Annotated in this window: 14 protein-coding genes, 2 tRNA genes and 1 riboswitch; of the genes, 11 read left to right on the top strand and 5 right to left on the bottom strand. The window is 49.7% G+C overall.

Going from position 1 to position 21,516, the window contains the following annotated elements:
• Positions 1-4 precede the first annotated feature (4 nt).
• The 3 genes from SPIBUDDY_RS06330 to SPIBUDDY_RS06320 all read left to right on the top strand — a co-directional run bounded on the left by SPIBUDDY_RS06330 (position 5) and on the right by SPIBUDDY_RS06320 (position 1,623).
• Positions 5-1,369: an ATP-binding protein gene (locus SPIBUDDY_RS06330; protein WP_013606925.1), complete on the top strand. Its 1,365-nt coding sequence runs from the start codon at positions 5-7 to the stop codon at positions 1,367-1,369.
• 78 nt (positions 1,370-1,447) lie between these two features.
• A tRNA-Lys gene (locus SPIBUDDY_RS06325) sits at positions 1,448-1,520 on the top strand.
• A gap of 31 nt (positions 1,521-1,551) precedes the next feature.
• Positions 1,552-1,623, top strand: a tRNA-Glu gene (locus SPIBUDDY_RS06320).
• A 251-nt stretch (positions 1,624-1,874) separates the two neighbouring features.
• Here SPIBUDDY_RS06320 and SPIBUDDY_RS06315 read toward each other — a convergent pair.
• A complete protein-coding gene (locus tag SPIBUDDY_RS06315; protein WP_013606924.1) occupies positions 1,875-3,140 on the bottom strand; it encodes a cation:proton antiporter in 1,266 nt (421 codons plus the stop codon).
• 22 nt (positions 3,141-3,162) lie between these two features.
• Positions 3,163-3,240, bottom strand: a riboswitch (Fluoride riboswitch).
• 86 nt (positions 3,241-3,326) lie between these two features.
• Between SPIBUDDY_RS06315 and SPIBUDDY_RS06310 the strand changes: the two genes are divergently transcribed.
• From SPIBUDDY_RS06310 to SPIBUDDY_RS06300, 3 genes are read left to right on the top strand one after another with little or no spacing between them, the layout of a single operon-like run.
• Entirely contained in the window at positions 3,327-4,391 is a 1,065-nt protein-coding gene (locus SPIBUDDY_RS06310; RefSeq protein WP_013606923.1) for a M42 family metallopeptidase, read from the top strand.
• 45 nt (positions 4,392-4,436) lie between these two features.
• A complete protein-coding gene (locus SPIBUDDY_RS06305) occupies positions 4,437-5,807 on the top strand; it encodes an aldehyde dehydrogenase (protein ID WP_013606922.1) in 1,371 nt (456 codons plus the stop codon).
• A 19-nt stretch (positions 5,808-5,826) separates the two neighbouring features.
• Positions 5,827-6,729, top strand: a complete 903-nt coding sequence (locus tag SPIBUDDY_RS06300; protein WP_013606921.1) for a hypothetical protein — start codon at positions 5,827-5,829, stop codon at positions 6,727-6,729.
• A gap of 35 nt (positions 6,730-6,764) precedes the next feature.
• Here the strand turns inward: SPIBUDDY_RS06300 and SPIBUDDY_RS06295 are convergent, their stop codons facing one another.
• Together SPIBUDDY_RS06295 and SPIBUDDY_RS06290 are read right to left on the bottom strand one after the other, a co-directional pair.
• Positions 6,765-8,237, bottom strand: coding sequence for an L-fucose/L-arabinose isomerase family protein (locus SPIBUDDY_RS06295; protein WP_013606920.1), 1,473 nt, complete (start codon positions 8,235-8,237; stop codon positions 6,765-6,767).
• 14 nt (positions 8,238-8,251) lie between these two features.
• Positions 8,252-8,950, bottom strand: coding sequence for an L-ribulose-5-phosphate 4-epimerase (locus SPIBUDDY_RS06290; protein ID WP_013606919.1), 699 nt, complete (start codon positions 8,948-8,950; stop codon positions 8,252-8,254).
• 113 nt (positions 8,951-9,063) lie between these two features.
• Here SPIBUDDY_RS06290 and SPIBUDDY_RS06285 point away from each other — a divergent pair, with 113 nt between their 5' ends.
• From SPIBUDDY_RS06285 to SPIBUDDY_RS06265, 5 genes are all read left to right on the top strand, one after another.
• Positions 9,064-10,332: a chloride channel protein gene (locus SPIBUDDY_RS06285; protein WP_172634188.1), complete on the top strand. Its 1,269-nt coding sequence runs from the start codon at positions 9,064-9,066 to the stop codon at positions 10,330-10,332.
• A 123-nt stretch (positions 10,333-10,455) separates the two neighbouring features.
• Complete coding sequence (locus tag SPIBUDDY_RS06280) at positions 10,456-12,564, top strand: heavy metal translocating P-type ATPase (protein WP_013606917.1); 2,109 nt, start codon at positions 10,456-10,458, stop codon at positions 12,562-12,564.
• A 53-nt stretch (positions 12,565-12,617) separates the two neighbouring features.
• Positions 12,618-14,648: an elongation factor G gene (fusA, locus tag SPIBUDDY_RS06275; RefSeq protein ID WP_013606916.1), complete on the top strand. Its 2,031-nt coding sequence runs from the start codon at positions 12,618-12,620 to the stop codon at positions 14,646-14,648.
• Positions 14,649-14,813: 165 nt separating this feature from the next.
• Positions 14,814-15,137 carry a helix-turn-helix domain-containing protein gene (locus SPIBUDDY_RS06270; protein ID WP_013606915.1) on the top strand — a complete coding sequence of 108 codons (324 nt, stop codon included), beginning with the start codon at positions 14,814-14,816 and terminating at the stop codon, positions 15,135-15,137.
• A 170-nt stretch (positions 15,138-15,307) separates the two neighbouring features.
• Positions 15,308-17,392, top strand: a complete 2,085-nt coding sequence (locus SPIBUDDY_RS06265; protein ID WP_013606914.1) for an elongation factor G — start codon at positions 15,308-15,310, stop codon at positions 17,390-17,392.
• Between the two features lie 94 nt (positions 17,393-17,486).
• On the opposite strand, the gene trmB is transcribed toward SPIBUDDY_RS06265, so the two are convergent.
• On the bottom strand, positions 17,487-18,224 hold the full coding sequence (gene trmB / locus SPIBUDDY_RS06260; protein WP_013606913.1) for a tRNA (guanosine(46)-N7)-methyltransferase TrmB: 738 nt from the start codon (positions 18,222-18,224) through the stop codon (positions 17,487-17,489).
• An 8-nt stretch (positions 18,225-18,232) separates the two neighbouring features.
• Positions 18,233-21,514, bottom strand: a complete 3,282-nt coding sequence (gene mfd, locus SPIBUDDY_RS06255) for a transcription-repair coupling factor (RefSeq protein WP_245523817.1) — start codon at positions 21,512-21,514, stop codon at positions 18,233-18,235.
• Positions 21,515-21,516: the final 2 nt, after the last annotated feature.

Here is a 21,516-nt window from a genome sequence, read left to right as displayed (position 1 = left end):
GAGCATGCTTATCTATGGATACCAAAGCCAGGGCTTTACGGGCAACCTTATACCCATCGTCCTGGCGCAAAACACTGCCGAACTTACGATTCTTGGCCCCTCGCTGGCAAAACAGCGAGAAATAAGAATACTGCTGAAAACAATACTACCCTCCTTGCCCAAGGTGACCATACAGCTGCCTAATTCAGTAACCACGCAAGAAATCCTTGCACCGCTGAGTCTCGCCCTACTTGCTTATGAGAGACACCTTCTTACCTTGGATTGCCCAGCAGTACTTTGCTATGGTGAAATCGGCCTTGGTGGAGTACTGAAGCCAAGCCCTTCACTGAGGGACATCCCCCTACGTTGCACAGACCAGGCAATTGGCTTGGTTCTGGTAGGCAGGCAGACCCTGCTCCCATCCAGATCGGGAAATTTTGAACTCTGTGAGTGTGAAACCATACAGGATGCAGGATCTCAACTTTGCAAATACTGCCTCCAACATCAGGGAGAAAAAGCCTCTAGCGAGGAGAATACGACAGGCGCTGAGTCCTTAAGCGATCCGTTTTCCAACATCATTGGATTGAAAAGGGCAAAACAAGCACTGCTTTACGCAGTGGCAGGAAACCTGCCGATACTATTCTATGGGCCGCCTGGTTCCGGAAAAAGCCTACTATTAAGCCGAATCGCGTCATTGCTGCCTGCGCTGACCTCAGAATCCCAACAGGAACTATCTGCCATGCAAGCGCAGAGAATCGACAAACCGCCGGTATTTGAGATACACCCCGGAACCAAGGAAGCCGATCTTATGAAGGGGGTTGTACCAGCAATTTGCAAAGCCCATGGAGGCTCTCTTATTGTCGACGAACTTTCCCATCAAAAGCCCAACATACTTACCCTGCTTGCCTCCGTGATGGACAGCCGTACCTTCTCTGGCTATCCAGTGAATACGCTCGTTGCCTGCGCCACCAATGCATGCAGCTGTGCAAACCTTGGATCTGTACAGGGCGTCTGCCATTGCAGTGAAATGCAAATTGACAAATTCTGGGCAAGGCTTGGGTATCCCCTGCTCGACCGCTTTGCCATAGCCCTTTGCTTGCACAGTGAAAATTTGCTGGTCAGCGAGGTCAATGCACCTACCTTCGACTATGAACGTATACGAGAAGTACGAAAACTGCAGAAGCAACGAAGTGAACAAGAAATCAGGCGTCTACTACCGCTATACACGAAGATTTCCTGCAATACCCAGCTGAGTTTCAGACGTTCATTGCTTTGTTGCAAGCTTGCCAGGACCATTGCAGACTATGAAGGAAAAATTTTGGTAACACAAGCAATTATGCAAGAGGCCGAACAATTATACCTTCTTCCCAAAGACCGACATTATCACTAGATTCGCCTTCTCTGGTTTTTTTCCTCCAAGGTAGTTGACACCCTTTCTTGCTCTCTGCTATAGTCCTTTACGTTGCAGGGGCCGCTAGCTCAGTTGGTAGAGCAACGCCCTTTTAAGGCGTGGGTCACAGGTCCGAATCCTGTGCGGCTCATCTTGCCACTGTTTTTTGAACATGCAGAAATGTCTCCTTCGTCTAGTGGTTAGGACAACGGGTTTTCATCCCGTCAACAGGGGTTCAATTCCCCTAGGAGATGTTATATCGGGAGCCTGTCATCGTACAGGTTCCCTTTTTTATTACCGACAGGCTGTTCCTTCACACTGTAGGAAACGTACGAAACAGATGGCCAGAGCATACCATTGACTTCTGGTAGAACTCGGTATACAAAGAAGATAGAGGATGGTATACCGATAGCATCATATCTCCCAATCAGCTACCTACCATCCTTGTGATGTACCCTTCTTCCGGGCTGCAATCTAGGGATGTTGTATCCACACCCGCAGCGCTTTAGGTTGCAGCTCCCTCATGTTGGCTCTCCTGTATCGCCTGCAGGCTGCTGAAAGTCTCTCTGGTATCGATTGACAGCAGGTGATGGCCTGCCCAATTCAGGGCGATAGCCCCCAAGGGTGCTGTAAGTACAATACTCATAACTGCTACCGCCAAGATCACCTGCCCTGCCCCGGTAGGCATGCCGTGCATGCCCATCACAGCAAGAGGGGTTGCCCCAATGGCTGCCTGTACCGTAGCTTTTGGAAGATAGGAAATAACGATGAAAGCCTTTTCCTTTGCAGTAAAGCCACTTCCCAACGTACAAAAATAGGTGCCGACGCTTCGTCCGGCCAGTGCAATGAGAATCAAAAGAATTCCCTTGACGCCTACCTCTTGCGCAGCAGCAAGATCGACTTGCGAGCCTACCATGGCAAACAGCAAAATCTGGGCGAAAATCCAGATTTTTCCCAGTTTGGAGGACAGCTCATGGGCCATGTGCTCCCGCTTCTCCAGAATTATGAAGCCGATGGCCATTACCGACAGCAACGCAGCAAAGGGAATATGACGGGAGTCAAGAACATCACCGAGGTGCACTAACAGTATGCAGATCATCAGCATGGCCAATACCCGTTTGGTCGCACGCGGGTTGAACTGTTCAAATATCCGTATCAAAACAAGGCCGATTGCCAAACCGATGACTATTCCGAATGCTATTGAAAGGGGAATACCTGCCACGGTCCACGCCAAGTTCACGGTATCGCCTACATACAGGCCAAGAACGATGCTGAAAGCTACAATGACGGTGACATCGTCCATACTGGCTCCGGCGAGCACAAGGGTGGGGATTCCTTTCTGTGTGCCTCGCTTCTCCTGGATGAAGGTCACCATCATAGGTACCACCACAGCAGGTGATACCGCGCCCAGAACACAGCCAAGGATGGCACTCTCAAGAAGTGAGAGTCCCAAAAAATAGGGGCCGATGAGCATGACGGTTAGGGTTTCAAATAAAGCGGGAAGAAAGGAGAGAAAGATGGCCTGCAGCCCTACTTTATGCAGGCTCTCCCGGGAGAGTTCCAACCCCGAGCGAAGCAGGATAACTATCAGGGCGATCATCCGCAAGTCAGAGCCTACAGCAAGCAGCGAGCTGTCCAATATGTTCAGGACTGCAGGACCGAAGAGCATGCCCACAAAAAGCATGCCGATGAGTGCAGGTACGTGCACCTTGGTTAAAAGCCAATCCAAAAACAAACACAACAAAACCACGGAAGCAAGACTGAAAGCCATACAAACCTCCCGAGAAACGTAGTTTATTTCTGGAGTTATCAGCAGCTTTCAGAACTCTGCGGTTTTCATTATGAAGGCGAACCCCATCGCCCATTCAGATTTTAGAAAGTTGCTCCTCTGCAGTCAAGGCGGGTGTACAAGAACTACAATCTATGAATAATGAAACATCGTCAAAGGAGCATGCAAATGAGTCAACTTTCCAGAATACAAAAAATTTGTGATGCCAACGGTATCAGCGGTTTTGAGGATGAAGTCGTCCTGGCAATTCGACAGGAAGCTGGGGAACTCGGTCATTTTGCCGAGGATTCACTGAGGAATCTCTATCTCTATCGGACAGAGAACACAGAGAACAAGCCGGTGGTATTGCTGGATGCCCATACCGATGAAGTAGGATTCATGGTCAAATGCATCAGAGACGATGGCATGCTGGAATTCATACCGATCGGTGGTTGGGTCTCCTCCAATGTTCCGGCGCACTTGGTGAGGGTACAGACCAATCTTGGAAAAACCATTCCAGGCATCGTAGGATCAAAACCCCCTCACTACCAGAGCGAGTCAGAACGCAAGAGTGCTCCCGATATCGCCTCAATGTATATCGATATCGGTGCCAGAAGTGTAGAAGAAGCCCTTAGCATGGGCGTGGATATTGCTAGTCCCATTATTCCTGATGCAGTATGCATCTACAATGAGAACAACAATCTGCTCTTCGGCAAGGCTTTCGATTGCCGCCTTGGTTGTACCACCATTATCGATGTGCTGGAGGATTTGAAAGGTGAACAATTGCAGGTCAACCTGGTTGCTGGTTTTGCCAGCCAGGAAGAAGTCGGTTGCCGGGGAGCTCAACTTACTGCACGCAAAGTGAAACCCGACGTGGCTATTTGCTTCGAGGGAAGTCCAGCCGACGATACATTCCTGCCTCCCTATCAACAACAGACGATTGTCGGTAAAGGCCCCATGCTCCGGTTCATCGACTCAAAGATGATCACCAATCCGCGTTTCCAGCAGTTTGCTCTGGATATTGCAAAGGAATTTGACATACCCGTTCAGAAAGGTGTACGCAACGGAGGGGCGACAAACGCATCCGCCCTCCATTTGTCGGAGCAGGGAATCCCAACCATCGTCATCGGAATCCCGGTACGGTATGCTCATACGCATTGGGGAGTAAGCAGCCTCGACGATGTTCAGAACTCTGTCAGGTTGGGCCGTGCCATTCTGACTCGCCTGAACGAACAAATCATCGCAACATTTTGACAAATCCATACTCTGGGTGTCATACTGGCTGAAAGGGGGAGGAGCATGAATGAGATCCAGCTTTGTCTGAGTGAGATGCAGACGTTTTTCCAAAGCGGGGCTACACTGAGCATCACTTGGAGGAAAGAGCAGCTGCGGCGCCTCAAGGAAGGCATTCGTTCCTATGAAAAGCAAATCCTCAATGCTCTGCATGAAGACTTGGGAAAAACCGACTTCGAGGGGTTTGCCACCGAATTGGGTATCATTTATGCAGAATTGGACGAACATCTGAAGCATCTGGATACTTGGTCGGCTAAGCATCGCGTCAAGGGCAGTATCCTTTCCTTCCCCTCCAAAGCCTATACCATCGCACAACCGTTGGGAATTGTACTGATCATGAGCCCTTGGAACTATCCTTTCCAGCTCACCATCGCCCCATTGATCAGTGCAATTGCCGCCGGCAATTGCGTCATCCTCAAACCCTCACGGTACAGCACCCATACTTCCCAGATAATCGAGGAACTCCTTTCCAAACTTTTCTACAGCAACCATGTGGCCACGTTCCAAGGCGGAGCGGAGATGAATCAGGAGTTGCTGAAGCATCGCTATGACCATATTTTCTTCACCGGAAGCCCCCAAGTGGGCAAGCTGGTTATGGAGAGTGCTGCCAAGACTATCACCCCGGTCACCTTGGAACTGGGGGGGAAGAGCCCGGTTATCGTCGAAGCAGATGCAGACATTCCTTTGGCGGCACGACGCATAATATGGGGCAAGTGCCTGAACGTAGGACAGACATGCGTAGCTCCCGATTATGTCCTGGTCGAACGAAAGGTCCACAATGCCTTGATCGAACAGATGAAAATCGCCATCACAGCGATGTTCGGTTCAGACCCTTTGCACGCAAGCGACCTTGGACACATCATCAATGAAAAACACTTTTCCCGGCTCATCGGCCTTTTCGAGTGCGGAACGCTTGCATGGGGCGGACAGATTGATCCAAGAACACGGCGCATCGCACCTACCATCATTACCGAACCGAAGCTTGACTCTGCACTGATGCAGGAAGAAATTTTCGGTCCCATTCTTCCCATCATCGCCTATGATACCTTTGAACAAGCCCTTGGCTTTGTACAGAAGAGGGAACATCCTTTGGCTCTGTATTTCTTCTCCAATAACAAGCAACACCAAAAAACCGTCCTCTCCTCGGTCAGCTTTGGCGGTGGTTGCATAAACGATGTCATCATGCACCTTTCGAATACCGCCCTTCCCTTCGGGGGTGTCGGCAACAGTGGCATGGGGTGCTATCACGGCAGAGAGGGATTCAAAACCTTCAGCCATACAAAAAGCATCCTTGAAGGTAAAACTTGGCTTGAAATTAAGCTTCGGTATGCCCCGTATCGTGGTAAGCTATCACTCATCAAACGACTATTTCCCTGATTGAACATAAGGAGGTTCCATGAGCGTGAAACGTTTGGCATCGCTGACAGTATTTTTGCTGATCGGCAGCCTTGTATTTTCTGCAATCGATGTGAAAGAAGCTGATGACTTCTATGATCAGGATGCCTTTACCCAGGCTGAGCAAGCCCTGCTTGTGCAACTGGACAAAGCAGCGAACCCTGAAGAGGAAGCGCAGATTCTCTGGCGGCTTGCCCGTGTGATGGTTTCCTTGGGAGATGACTTGGACAAGGAGGACAAGGCAGGGCGCTTTGCCCTCTATGAGAAAGGCGAAGCCTATGCGTTGTCTTCCATAGAGAAGAACCCCACCCCCTTCGGGTACCTTTGGAAATCCTCCAATGTGGGGCGATGGGGACAAACAAAAGGTCCTTTGAACGCTCTAGGAAAGGCGAAGGGAATGCTCGAGGACCTGACGGTCATCGTCAACAACCTCAATACCCTGGACTCCAGCGAGACTTGGTATGTTCTTTCCAGTCTATACGATGAGTTGCCGGGGGGCATGATTTCCTTTGGAAACAAGGATTGGGCGGTCAGCTACATGCGCATGGCAATGGACACCATTGAATCCAGCCTGCTCTATCCCGGACACTACAAAAAACTCGCCGAAGAGCTGTACGCAAGAAATTGGAGTGCATCCAAGCGCTCCAAGGAACTGGCTAAAATGCAAAAAGATTGGCAGAAAGCTTCCACCAATCTGGAAAAATATCGCTATTACGAAGGCAAGGACGCTGGAGCGACCAAACCGTTCTACTCATCGGTCACCCTGAAACAGATGAGTGACCGCCAAGAAGCGGAGATGGTGCTTTCGTATGTCTTGGAGAAAGCCAAGGTATTCAGGCCGATCAAGCCAACCGATACCAAGGAAATCAAGGAGATTGAGAAACTGAGAGACTCCTGGATTTAGGCATGTGACTATGTGCTGAGAGCCGTCCCTTCAAGCTAATGCTTGAAGGGATTTTCATTTGCATAGGGGTGCTCTGGTTTCTGGTTGTACGCGATATCCTCGATTCCCAAATAGCGGAAGACATCGAACAGCGCTTTCCCCGCATGCCTGAAGGCAACTGCCGTATGATGTGGATAGGCTTTGGCTAAAAGCACATAGCGATAGAATCGTGCCATTTCATCAATGCCGATAATCCCGATGCTTCCAAAGCTTGAGGTGGGAACGTCAAGCACTTCGCCTTCAGCAATATACGCTTTCAACTGTCCTCGGGCATTCGATTGCAGCCGGTAAATGGTAACAGGACCACTGATCAGGTCCCCTTCCATGGTTCCCCGCGTGATATCAGGATGCTTCAATTCAGGTTCAAGATCTCGCTTCATGATCAGCTGGTAACCCATGTGTGGATTCCTAAGTAACGAGCAAGCAGTATTGCCGCAATGAAAACCCATAAACAGATCGTCGTTGCGATACGGACGCTTGGTCCTGATGTGTTCTTCATACATTGGCGCGGGGACGGTGTTGTTGATATCCAACAAGGTGACCGGAATTTCGGTGACGCACAAACCGATATACTCACTTAAAGCACCGTAAATATCGACTTCGCAACTGACGGGGATGCCCCGTTCAGTCAGACGACTGTTCACATAACAAGGAACAAACTTGAACTCGGTCTGGAAAGCCGGCCAGCATTTATTGGCGAATGCAACATAGTCCCGCTCACCCTTGTGCTCCTCGGCCCAGTCAAGCAAAGTCAACTCATATTGAGCCAAGCGATCCAGAATCCCGGCATAGGGGCTGGAACCGATTTGGCTCTGCATTTCTGCCACCAATGAAGGTATTCTCGGATCATCGGCATGCTTATTGTACGCAACAAGAAGATCAAGCTCACTATTCTCTTCTATCTCCACCCCCAAGTCAAACAATCCCTGGATAGGGGCGTTGCAGGCAAGAAAATCCTGCGGTCTGGGCCCAAAACTGATAATTTTCAACTTTTTCAGCGAGAGAACCGTACGGGCAATCGGAACAAAAGATTCTATCATGTCTGCGACCTCGCGGTCGGTTCCAATCGGATACTCGGGGATATATGCTTGCAAGGAACGAAGCTTGAGATTGTAGCTGCAGTTGAGCATGCCGCAATACGCATCACCCCTGCCATCATGCAAATCCCCATCCCCTTCGGCTGCAGCTACATACATAACCGGCCCTGCAAAATGTTTTGCCAACAGTGTTTCCGGTGTTTCCGGTCCGAAATTTCCCAAAAACACTACCAAGGCATTAATCTGATGCTGTTCCAAATCCTTGAGGGCGCCGAGCATATCCTTTTCGTTTTCCACGATGACAGGGCACTCATACAAATCACCTTTGTAAGCCTTTTTTACCGCTATTCGTCTTTTTTCAGACAACATTCGAGGAAAGCAACTTCTGCTTACCGCAACCAAGCCCAACCGAACGTGTTCCATATTGTTCATGACATCACTCCTCGTTACCGGTTCTGACCATAATATGCCTGAGCACCGTGTTTTCGTAAATAATGCTTGTCCAGCAGATACTGATCCATAGGCTTTTGAGTGGCGTCTTTAAGCAATATCGAGTGGTAAGCCATCATTGCCACTTCCTCGAGCACCACCGCATACTCTACGGCCTTGACGGCATTATCCGCCCAACAGAACGGCCCGTGGCTGTGTACCAGAACTGCGGGAATGCTTTTGGGGTCGAGTTTCGAAAAACGTTCAACAATCACCTTGCCTGTCTCTCGTTCATACTCTCCCTGGATTTCGGCGCTTGTAAGGGCACGGGTACAGGGAATCTCACCATAGAAATAATCGGCATGGGTTGTACCCAGTGCTGGAATACCCCTTCCCGCTTGGGCAAAAATGGTAGCCCACCTGCTATGGGTATGTACAACGGCATTGACTTTTTCAAAATGATTGAACAGATAGCGATGTGTCGGGGTGTCGCTGGAAGGATTGTAGGTACCCTCCACTTGCTTGCCGGTTGCCAGCTCGATCACTACCATGGATGAGGGAGTAAGCTCAGCATACGGGACCCCTGATGGTTTGATGACCATCAACTCACGGTTCTCATCGACCTCGGAGACATTACCCCAGGTAAAGGTGATCAACTTATAGGTTTGCAGCAGCAAATTTGCTTCACAAACTCTTTCTTTCAACTCTTTGAGCATGACTTCTCCTTCTTTATCAGAAGCAAGTGTGTGCCAACCTTTGTGTGTTGTCAAGGCAAAATAAGGCTCTCTTGAGGTTCCAAGAAACAAGAAAACCCCGTATGATGTGCAGTATGGACCATACAAGACGCAATATCTCAATTCCTCTACTGGCTTGGACTGTACGAGCTTTACTGCTCGGCTTATTGGTTGGACCGATCATCAGCTTGTTGACCTTCCTTGTAGCAAAGGCAGGTGCAATCAGATCCGATTATCCCTGGATTCTCTTGTGCATTCCCCTCGGCGCCCTACTCACCGCCCTTCTCTATCAGAAACTCGGTCCTTATCTGAAGGACGGTGGCTCTCAAGTGATCGACCTGATCAACCAGGGGATTCTCGATATCGCCCATCCAACCAGCATCGGCTATGAGAACGACCGCGATGTTCACAAACAGAGAATATCCACAAAAATGGCACCCTTGCTGCTTTTCAACACCTTCATCACCCACCTTGTCGGAGCATCGGGCGGCAAGGAAGGGGTCGGAGTGCAGTTAGGTGCATCCATCGGCAGCTATGTCTCCCGTCTCGAACAGAACATATTCAGGCATCCCCAAAGCATCCAACAGAAGGGAATCTGGCTGATCAGTGGGGCAGGAGCTGCCTTCGGCGCCCTATTCAACGCCCCGATTGCAGGTACCCTGTTCGGGATGCAGTTCTCCAACCCCCGCGTCAACCGTACTGATGCCCTGCTCCCCTGCCTGATTGCCTCATTCACCGCCTGCCTGGCAAGCCAAGCACTGCATATGCACACCTTGGTTCCTGTACGTGCCGAATCCTTTCCAATCGACCTGCGCACCCTATTGATCCTCCTGGTGCTCTCCATGATGCTCGGATTGGCAAGCAGACTCTTCTGCCATCTGATCCACCTGACCAAAAAGCTGTTTTCCCGTATTACGCCTAATCCTTACAAAAAAGCTTTGCTTGCAAGCATGCTCCTATTGGCAGCTTCCCTAGCCATCTATGGCATTACCGGTTCATTTGCCTACAACGGTCTCTCCCTTGATTTAATCATCCAAGCCGAATACGGCACTACCAGCAAATTAGCTCCGCTCTTCAAGCTTCTGCTTACTGCCCTGACCATCGGAAGCGGTTTTGTCGGAGGTGAGGTGATTCCCATCCTTGTCATAGGAGCAACCACCGGTGCAATCTTCGGATCGTGGTTGCCCATTCCTGTTTCGGCACTCTCCATGTTTGGGGCCATCGGCATGCTCAGCGGCAGTACCAAATTGCCCCTTGCCTGCTTTGTACTGGGACTTGAGCTTTATGGCTTCGGCAATCCAACTTCCCTCTTTTTTTGTTTGCAGTATTGCCTACCTTTTCAGTGGACGGCTCTCAATCTATGAACGGCAAATCATTCCGGAAGTCATGGATCCCTCTTGGGATGTCTGATTAACGAGCTTGACAAGGATACCAATACTCCCTAATATATGAACATGTATTCATATATTGATATTTCAGGAGTTCCCATGAAGCCTATATCGAACACCGACAGAACAGAACCTCTCTCTTTCACCCAAGAACGCAGCTATGCGTTCGAGGGTGTAGACTGTCCGGTCTGCGCAGCAAAGATCGAGGACCGCATCCAGCAGATCGGAGGGGTTGCCTCTGCACGTGTAGACTTTTCCCGCAAGCAAATACACATCACCACCACCGATACACAGCAGGAACCCTTTTTCGCCAATCTTATCAAGGAGGCGAAACGAGTAGAGCCCTCAATGCAAGTCAGGCCCCTTGAAAATCAATCTCAGGAAAAGGATAGTTCCCTACGCTGGAATCTGATAAGAATCCTCGTATCGGTTCTCAGTTTTGGATTTGCAATGTATTTTGATACTAAGCTGTTGTATATGCTGAGCTTTGTAGTCAGCGGATACGATGTGCTCTTTACAGCCGGCAGGAACATTCTGCATGGCAAATTATTCGATGAAAATTTTTTGATGAGTGTTGCAACCCTTGGGGCTTTGGCTATAGGTGAGACCGGAGAAGCTGCTGCGGTTATGCTTTTCTACCTTATCGGCGAATACTTCCAAGCCCGTTCGGTGATGCAAAGTAGAAGGTCCATCCTTGACGCCCTGGATCTGAAGGTGCAACAGGCAAGGCTCATTCAGGGGCAGGATACGTCCATGGTATTGGTTGAAGAGGTTGTTCCCGGTTCAAGCATCCGTGTACTTTCAGGCGAGAAGATCCCCCTCGATGGCGTTGTCATCAGCGGCAGCTCAAGTGTAGACATGCAACATTTGAGCGGGGAGTCTATTCCCCGATCAGTAAAGGCCGGCGATGAGGTCCTGGGAAGCTCGATCAACCTAGGGGGAAGTCTGGATATCAGGGTAAGCAAAGTGTATGAGCAGAGCACTGCAGCAAAGATATTGCACTTGGTGGAAGAGAGCGCAAGTAAGAAAGCACAAACCGAGCGTACTATCACTGCTTTTGCCCGCTACTATACTCCAATCGTTGTGTTCTTTGCTTTGGGCCTCGCCATCATTCCTTCCCTCATCACCGGATCGTGGCAGACCTGGATGTATCGTGCCTTGGTCTTCTTGGTGGTAAGCTGTCCTTGTGCGCTGGTCATCAGCGTTCCGCTCTCCTATTTTGCCGGTATCGGACGCAGCGCTAAGGGCGGCATATTGGTCAAGGGTGGCAACTATCTGGAAGCGCTCGCAAAAACCGATACCTTTGTTTTTGACAAAACGGGAACCCTCACTACTGGCACGTTCAGCCTTATTGAAGTGCGGATGACTTCTCCTTCTCATCTAGAGACTTCGTATGCACAAAATCTGGCAGCCTCCCTTGAGAGGAACAGCGCCCATCCGCTGGCAAAAGCATTTTTGGAGTTGGATGCACCGTTTGCAGTCTCTCAGGTGTCGGAAATTGCCGGCAAAGGCTTGACGGGCATTGTGGATGGAAAGGATGTTGTTGCAGGAAACAGGGCATTGCTTGAGGAAATGGGAATACCTGTATTCTGTGAAGCAGAGGATGAGGCTACCGTTCTTCTGGCAGTGGAGGGAAAGCATGAAGCTTCTTTCGTTCTTCAGGACACTATACGAAAAGAGGCAAAGCCTATGATCCAACGGCTTAGAAAGCTTGGGATCAAACATCTGGCCATGATAAGCGGAGACAGCTTGGTACATGCGAACAGGGTGGCACGTGAACTTGGCTTAGACGAAGTACATGCATCCCTTTTGCCGGATCAAAAACAGGAACGAATGCTGGCGATTGCCGCAAAACGAAAAAACCTGGTGTTTGTGGGGGACGGAATGAACGATGCTCCCAGTCTTGCGGCAAGCAAGGTGGGCATTTCCATGGGCAATAAAGCAAGTGATGCCGCCATGGAGAGTGCCGATGTAGTCATCCTCACCGATGACTTGCATGAGGTGGCAAACCTGATTGAGATAAGCAGGCAAACCGCAAGGATTGTCAGGCAGAATATCAGTTTTGCCCTGCTGGTAAAGGTATTGGCCCTTGGGCTGGGGGCATTGGGGTATGCCTCGATGTGGATTGCGGTGCTTGCCGATACCGGGGTAACAATCATAGCAATTCTCAATGCCCTTCGCATCCTCCTCTTCCGTCCTTCACGTTGATTATCGAATCCATCTATGGTATTGTTCCACAGATTGTTTGAAGGATTTATAGCATGAACGAGAAGATGACACGCAATATCGGCATTATGGCACATATCGATGCAGGGAAAACTACTACCACTGAGAGAATTCTCTTTTACACCGGTGAGAACCATAGAATCGGTGAAGTTGACAATGGCGAAGCAACGATGGACTTTCTGGAACAAGAGCAGGACCGCGGCATTACCATTGCAAGTGCGGCTACCACCTGTTATTGGAAGGAACATCAGATCAATATCATCGATACTCCGGGCCATGTGGATTTCACAGCTGAGGTCGAACGCTCGCTCAGGGTTCTGGATGGAGCTGTTATGGTTGTCTGTGCCGTCGGTGGTGTTGAACCTCAGACCGAAACGGTATGGAGACAAGCCGATACCTACCGGGTTCCCCGTATTGCCTTCATCAACAAAATGGACCGTCTGGGTGCAAACTTCGAAGAAGCGGTCAATGAATTGAAAATAAAATTGGGTGCAAATCCCATTCCCGTATTCCTGCCTGTCGGTTCTGAGGGCAATTTCAGCGGCATTATCAATTTGCTTACCAAGAAATATTTGGTATTCAGCAATGAAGACCAAGGTAAAACAATCGAAGAGCTGGAAATACCGTCTTCGATGCAGTCTGAGGTTGCTAGTTGGTATGAAAGGCTGATCGATAGCGTATCGTCATTCAGCGATGAAATTACCGAGCTGTATTTTGATGGGAAGGAAATCGATGCCGCTCTCATCAAGCAAACCTTGAAGAAAGCTACCATCGAACGGATGGCATTACCGGTATTCGTGGGCTCCTCCTTGAAGGATATCGGAGTACAGGCATTGCTCGACGGAGTCATCGACTACCTTCCTTCCCCCTCGGAAGTACCCCCCATCATGGGCATCCATCTCAAGACTGAAAAGCAAGTGGAAGTGCCCTATTCCAAGGACAAGCCGCCGTTGGCCCTGATTTTCAAGATTCAGGTCGATCGTGAAGCCGGAGCCATGGATTTTGTCCGTGTCTACAATGGAGTCATCCGCAAGGGAACATCCTTGATGAACATCACGAAGAAGAAGCGTGAAAGGGTCAACAGGATTCTCAGGATGCACGCAAACCGCGCCGAGGAAGTAAACGAACTCGAGGCTGGGGACATCGGGGTGATCATCGGCTTCAAGGAAGGCAGAACCGGCGACACCATCGGCAGTGAAGGAGCGCAAATTCTGCTTGAGCAGATGCACTTCCCCATCCCAGTCATTTCCGTCGCCATTGAACCCAATACACTCAGCGATGGCGACAAACTACGAGCCGCCCTTTCCTTGCTTGCTCAGGAAGACCCTACCTTCACCTATCGGGATGATGAGGAAACAGGTCAGTTGGTCATCAGCGGCATGGGTGAACTCCACCTCGATGTGTTGGTCACCCGACTGACCAAGGAGATGAAAATCCAAGCCAGGGTCGGAAAGCCGCAGGTCACCTACCGGGAATCCATTTCCAAAGTTGCCAGTGGTTCTGAGACGTTCTCCAAGGTGTTGGCAGGAAAAGAGAATGCTGCCGGACTTAGTATTACCGTCAAGCCCCTGCCTTCGGGAAGTGGGACCAAGTATCGGCAGAGCGCAAAAGTGCGCGGTATCGATGAAATATACCTGGAGGCAGTAAAACGCGGTATCACCAATGCTTTCAAGGGTGGCATCCAGTTCGGCTATGAAGTATGTGATCTTGAAGTAGAGGTAACGGAAATCGTTTTCCATGAACTGACAGCAAGCGAGTTTGCCTTCGAGGCATGTGCCGCCATGTGTTTTGACAAGGTTGCCCAGGCTGCCCAACCGGTACTGATGGAACCGGTGATGAAAGTTACGGTTGTAGTGCCGTCCCAGTATGTCGGGGAGGCTATCTCAAGCATTACCAGCCGGGGTGGATTGGTCAACAGCATTGAAAGCAGAACAGCCAGTGAGCACATCCATGCCCAAGCTCCGCTTTCGCAACTTTTCGGATACTCCACGGTACTGAGATCCGCAACTCAGGGACGGGGAACGTTCGTAATGGAGTTTGACCATTACGAAGCAAAAACCCGCTAATGGTATGGAATAATTAAAAAACACGGGGCTAAAACCTTGCGAAAACTAGTGTTCCATGCCTAGAATGTATTGAAACAGTTCAGTTTTTAAGGCTGAAGGAGGATGTTTATCATTTCCTTAATCATATAGGTTTATGGAATTGCAATTACTTAAGAGGAGTACAACATGGCTAGAACTTACAATTTGCAGGACATTTTCGCGAGAAATCTGAAGGAGCGCAGACGTAAACTCTCTTTGACCCAGGCACAGCTTGCTGAAAAAATCGGGGTTTCCACCTCTTTTGTCACTGAAATCGAAACCTCGAGAAAGGCTCCTTCCTTTGCTACAATCGAGAAAATCAGTGCTGCGTTGGATGTACCTTGCTGGACATTCTTTTGTGAAGATGGCGACAAGCTTCCCAATGATGTTACCGTGATGGACCAGTTTGCTTATAAACTGAAACAGGACATCAGTCATATCATCGATGTGAATGTAAGCTTGACACGCTAACGATACACGCTCTTTTCTTCTTTCCTGCATTTTCAGGCAGATGCTCGTTTTTGAGTGTCTGCCTTTTTTTGCATACAAAGAATTCTTTTGACATATGAGATTATGGAGCGTACCATTGACGCATGCGTTCTGGATCACCATAAGAAGCAGAGGTGATCGAAGGAGGAATTATGAGCGTTGTCAGCACTGACTTAAGGAATGTTGCCATCATCGGCCACAACGAAACCGGGAAAACCACCTTGGTTGAACAGATGTTGTTTTATGCCAATGTGATTTCCCGGCCAGAGACCGTAGCTAGCGGTAAGACCACTAGTGACTATACGGAGGAGGAAATCAATCACAAGATTTCCATTCACGCTTCCCTCGCATCCATGAATTGGGATGGCAGGACTCTCAACATTCTCGACACTCCGGGAACAGCCGGTTTCATCGGCGAGACCATTTGCGGATTCCGTTCTTGTGAATCTGCGGTCATGGTCGTAGACGGACGTGACGGGGCCCAGATAGAAACCATCAAGCTTTGGCGGTATCTCGATGAACGCAACAAGCCGCGCGCAGTCTTCATCAACAAGATGGACCGCGACCGTGCAGATTATTCCAAAGTATTGGAGAACTTGAAAGAAACTTTCAAAACCACCTTTGTCCCTGTCACCATTCCCATGGGAAACGGCAAGGAATTCAAAGGAATCATCAATCTTATTGAAAATAAAGCATATTTCATGAATAGAGGGGAGAAGGAAACTGTCGGAGATATTCCAGCTGAGTTTGCTGATTATGCAGATGAATTCCGCAATTCCCTTATCGAAAACGCCGCCGAAGGTGCCGATGACCTGATCGAGAAGTACTTCGATGCAGGCACGCTGGACAGCGAAGAAATCCGCAGGGGCCTGAGGGAAGGTATGGAACAGAACCGGGTCGTTCCTGCATTCTGCGGTTGCAGCGAGGGGGGCAGTGGTATCACCAGCCTTCTTACCTTCATTCGCAACAACTTCCCAAGACCTCTGGGTAAAAAGGACTGGGTTATCGCCGAAGATGGGACTGCCAAGGATTTCATCATTTCTGCTGAAGGAAGTGCTGCGGCTGTAGTATTCAAGACCACCATCGACCAGTTCAGCGGCAAGCTCAGCTTCATCAAGGTTCTCAGGGGCACCATCAAAGGCGATACCGAGTTGATGAATGTTGATATCGGCAAGAAAGAGCGTCCCAACAAAGTATACCGCATGGTGGGCAAGAAGTTGGTCGAAACCGATTGTTTGCCTGCCGGTGATATCGGGGTCATTGCCAAAAGCAATATTGCATCAACCAATTCAACCCTCGTAGAGGGATCGGATCAGAAACTCAAGTTCAAACCGCTGGCCTTCCCCCAGCCTATCTACAGTCTGGCCATCAGCAGTGATGATAAAAAGAGTGAAGTGAAGATGAACGAGTCCCTGCACAAGGTCACCGAGGAAGACTTTACGTTCAGGATCAAGTTCAACGAGGAGACCAAGGAGAATGTGGTAGCCGGCATGGGCGAACTGCATTTGAATATGATTCTTGACAAGGTGCGCGAGAAACAAAAGGTCACTATTGAGACCAAGCTCCCTCGGGTCGCCTATCGCGAGACAATCAGCCATAAGAGCGGAATTGCCGAGTACTCACACAAGAAACAGAGCGGCGGCCACGGACAATATGCCCGCGTCCTGATCGAGATTGAACCGCTGGAACGAGGATCCTACTACTCCTTTACCAATGCAATCAAGGGAGGCTCGGTAAGCAAGGGCTATATTCCCGGTATTGAGAAGGGCTTGCACGAACAGATGGAGGAAGGTTTTCTGGCCGGTTATCCAATGATGGATATCGGCATCACCCTCATCGACGGCAAGGAACACCCGGTCGATTCAAGTGAAATGGCTTTTAAACTTGCTGCAAAAGGAGCCATGAAGATGGCCCTCACGAAAGCAGGGGCAGTACTACTTGAACCTATCATGAAACTTAGTGTATATATTGAGAACGATTACCTGGGCGACATCCTCTCCGACCTTTCCGGCAAACGGGGGCGGGTGCTTGGCCAGGAGGATATGGGACTCCTGCAATTGGTCAAAGCGTTGGTTCCCCAATCCGAACTGCTCAACTATGCCATCGATCTGAAGTCGATGACCAGTGGAACGGGAAGTTTCGAAATAGAATTCGACCATTATGAACCACTGAGCGGCAAGTTGGCTGACGAGGTGATCAAGGCCTACAAGGAATCCGTAAAGGAAGAAGAGGAGTAGGCGAGGTGAAACAATCAGAAGCATTCTGATTGCTTGAGAGTGAATTTGTGAACCTTGGAAGGGAGCGTGCGGCGGCAGGCTCCCTTCCCTCTTTTTACCGCTTTTCGAACCAAACCTCATTGATGGAGTGCTGTTTTGCAAGCCCCTTCTGTTCGAATTTGGTCGTATCCCGCCAGCTGATGGGAGGACAGAAACCCTCATAGGGATTAACGAGACCTTCGGTATGGGAGAAAACATCCAGCATCTGGTCGGCATACTCCTCCCAATCGGTGGCACAGTAGATATATCCCCCGCTTGAGAGTCTAGAGCTGAGCAATCGGGCAAAGTCTCCTTGGATCAGACGTCGTTTCTGCTGTCGCTTTTTCGGCCAAGGATCAGGGAAGAATATGTGAAAGCCGGCGACACTGAGCGGTGCAACCATGTTGGTCAGCACCTCAACGGCATCAAACCGCATCAGGCGCACATTTTCCAACTGTTCAGTTCCCACGGTATGCAATAGTTTTGCAAATCCTGAAATGAAGACTTCCAAGCCGAGGTAATTATACTGACTTCGTTCCTTTGCAATACGTGCCGTTGCCGTACCCATGCCGAATCCGATCTCAATGATCACGGGTTTGTCATTGCCAAAAACTTGCTGCCAATCGAGCTCCTGCTTGCGAAAGGCAATGCCGTAGCTGCTGTAATAACGGCGGACCGCTTCCAATTGGTATGTTCTCAGGTATGCCCCTCTGAGCACATAGCTCTTAATCGGCCTACCCTGCCCTTCTTCCTTGGTTTCCACCCATTCCAATTCCGGAATATCCTGGAAAATCGTTCCTTGGTTTTCCTGCATCAATGCTCCTATACCAGACGTTGCAATTTCTCCATCAAGAACAACGCTTTATCCTTGAGAGAAACCGCATCAGTTTTCAAATACATGACATTCATACGTCTCATATCAAGCCAAACAGTTTTATTGCTCAGCGAAATGAGATTCATGACCTTGTTTACATTCAGGTCTGCAACTTTGCCGAATTCAACGGCCACCACACCCTTGCGGTCGGTCAGGTGGATGATGGAAAGCTTGCGGCAGATAATCTTGATCTCGGCAATGAAGAGCAGGTTTGCAACTTCCACCGGAGGAGGGCCGAACCGGTCGGATAATTCACTTGCAAGACCTTGCAGTTGCTCATCGTTCACGATTGAGGATATTTTACGATAAATATCAAACTTAACGGAAGGTGCCTTGATATAGGTATCAGGAATGAAGCCGGTATAATCGAGCTCCAAGAAGACTTCCCGCTCCTCGTCCTTGACCCCCACATTCTGCAAATCCCTGATCGCCTCATCCAGGATACGGATGTACATATCCAGTCCGACGGTGGCCAAGTGGCCGCTCTGTTCCCGCCCGAGCAGGTTGCCGGTCCCCCTCAGTTCCATATCCTTCATTGCCACCTTGAAACCGCTTCCCAGTTCAGTGTGCTCACTGATGATCTTCAGCCGTTTCAATGCAATTTCACTGAGGGCGCTCCCCTGCGGGTAAAACAGGTACGCATACGCCTGACTGTCGTTGCGCCCCACCCGCCCGCGCAGCTGATAGAGCTGGCTGAGTCCATACCGGTCGGCACGGTCAATGATGATGGTGTTTACATTGGGGATGTCGATACCGTTTTCGATGATGGTGGTGGAGACCAGGACTTGGATTCCTTCATGAATGAACCGGCGCATGGTATCCTCAAGTTTGGTGCTATCCATCTGGCCGTGGGCACTCTCGATAATGACATCAGGCAATAGCTTGGTCAGCTGGAAAACCACCTCGTCCTGGCTCTCGATTCGATTGTGCAGGAAGAATACCTGGCCTTTGCGTTCAACCTCGTCTCGGATGGCTTTAACAATAGTCTGTTCATTGTACTCTCCGATGTACGTTTCTATCGGTCTTCGTGCAATCGGGGGTGTGGCAAGCAGGGACATGTCACGAATTTTAAGCAAGGACATGTATAAGGTGCGGGGAATAGGAGTTGCACTGAGTGACAATGAATCGATGCTCGCCCTGAGTGTCTTGATCCGTTCCTTGTCCTTGACACCGAAACGCTGTTCCTCATCTACAACCAAAAGTCCCAAATCACGGTACATGATGTCTTTCTGCAAAATCCTATGGGTACCGAACAGGACATCCACCTTACCCTCGGCCAATGCCAAGAGTGTCTGTTTTTGCTCCTTTTTGGTGACAATACGGGATAACTGTGCACAACGGACAGGAAAGGTACCCAGACGTTTCAAAAAATTCTGATAGTGCTGTTCTGCCAAAATGGTAGTCGGTGCAAGAAATGCCACCTGCTTGCCACCCATTACCGCCTTGAATACTGCACGGAAGGCAATTTCCGTTTTCCCATACCCCACATCCCCGCAGACGAGGCGATCCATGACGATGGGTTTTTCCATGTCATCCTTGATATCCTCGATGCAGGACAGTTGGTCTGCAGTCTCATCGAAGGGGAAGGAAGCTTCAAACTGCAACTGCCAATCGGTGTCCTTGGGGAAGGCATATCCGATGCTGTTCTTGCGTTTGGCATAGAGGGTGATAAGATGTTTGGCCAAATCCTCGGCGTTCTTGCGGGCCTTGGCTTTCTTGTTCTCCCACCCTTGGCCCCCGAGCTTGTCTTTTTTCGGCAGGCCCGTATCGCTGCCGATATACCGCTGGACCAAGTTGGCCTGCTCGATGGGGACATAGAGCATTTCATTGTCTGCATACGCAATTTTTATGAAGTCACGTTCGCGATCGAAACTCGATACGCGATCGATCTTTACAAACTGCCCCACCCCGTAGTTGACATGTACGACATAATCGCCTTCATTCAAGTCGACAAAAGAGTCCAGGGGCGAAGACTGGGTGTGCTGCAACGTTTTGACAACCTGACGCCGCCGCCCAAAAATCTCATGCTCGCAAATGGCAACCACTTTCAACGAAGGGATGGCAAACCCACCGGAAATTGCACGATCTTCCCACCCGAGGAAAGGAAAAGCACTGAGCATCTGCATCAGACGCTGTTTCTGCAGTTGATTTTCTGTAAAGACAACCACATTCCAGCCTTGTTTCTCCAAACTTTTCAGGTCTTCCTTGAGCAAGGTAAAGTTTCCAAAATAGGAGCGCGGTCCCTCAATATCGAACCGATAGACATCCTGGCCTTGGCCGACAATGTCGAAAACTGTCAACGAATACCGGCACTTCTTTTGAAAAGCAGGAAAATCAAAGAGAAGTGCATCGGGTTTTATTGCTTCCCGATCTTGAAGGAAAGCCTGCCGATACAAGGCTTTTGCCTCTATCTGCAGGCTGTGAAAACTCGTTGCCAGTCTTTGGTCACCAATGAAGCAAAACAGGTCGGAATCAGCAAGATACTCCCCGACCGAAGAGGTAGCCATTTCACCGGTTGCATCGACCAAGGACAGGACCAGCTTTCCAACAGTCCCGATACTCTCCTGGGTTATGGGGTTGTACCGAGCAATTTTTCCAACGGTATCCCAGTCGGCATAGATTCTATACGGGTACTCGCTTTCATACGGGAAAATATCCAACACTTCGCCGCGCAAAGAATATTCTCCCATCGCAGAGGTGGAAACCGTATGGACATAGCCTGCATTGGTAAGCAATTGGGAAAAGGATGAGCTCTCAAAAGCATCCCCAACCTTGATGGTCAGCGATGAGCTGCTCAAGGTTTCGGGACTGACCAAAGGTGATACAAACGGCCTGAGATGGGTAATGACCAGTCCCTCTTTCAACTCCTGAATCTGCATCAGGCGACTGAGCTGGTCATACTCGACATTGTCGGCATTGAAAGGGGTGTATAGTTTTCTCCCATTACTGGGTAAATAGACCATTCGGCCTTCGCCATTGGAAGAGGCAGCACCATCGCCACAAAAGCCGCTGTCTTTGAGCAGTTGCAGGGCGCTCTCTTCAGTAGGACAAACTGCCCAGACCCGTCCTTTTTGTTTGCGACTGAGCAACCTGAGGAATTGGGCCAACGGATAGCCCTCAAGTCCGTGGATGTGGATGTGGTTGGTCTGTGCCCCATATACCTTGTATGCACTACTGGTTTTGATATACGATTGGACAAGGGTGGAAATTGGCGTTTGCATAAGCGCCATTA

Source organism: Sphaerochaeta globosa str. Buddy (genome assembly GCF_000190435.1).
Lineage (GTDB): Bacteria > Spirochaetota > Spirochaetia > Sphaerochaetales > Sphaerochaetaceae > Sphaerochaeta > Sphaerochaeta globosa.
This window is presented reverse-complemented; position numbering and strand designations above follow the sequence as displayed.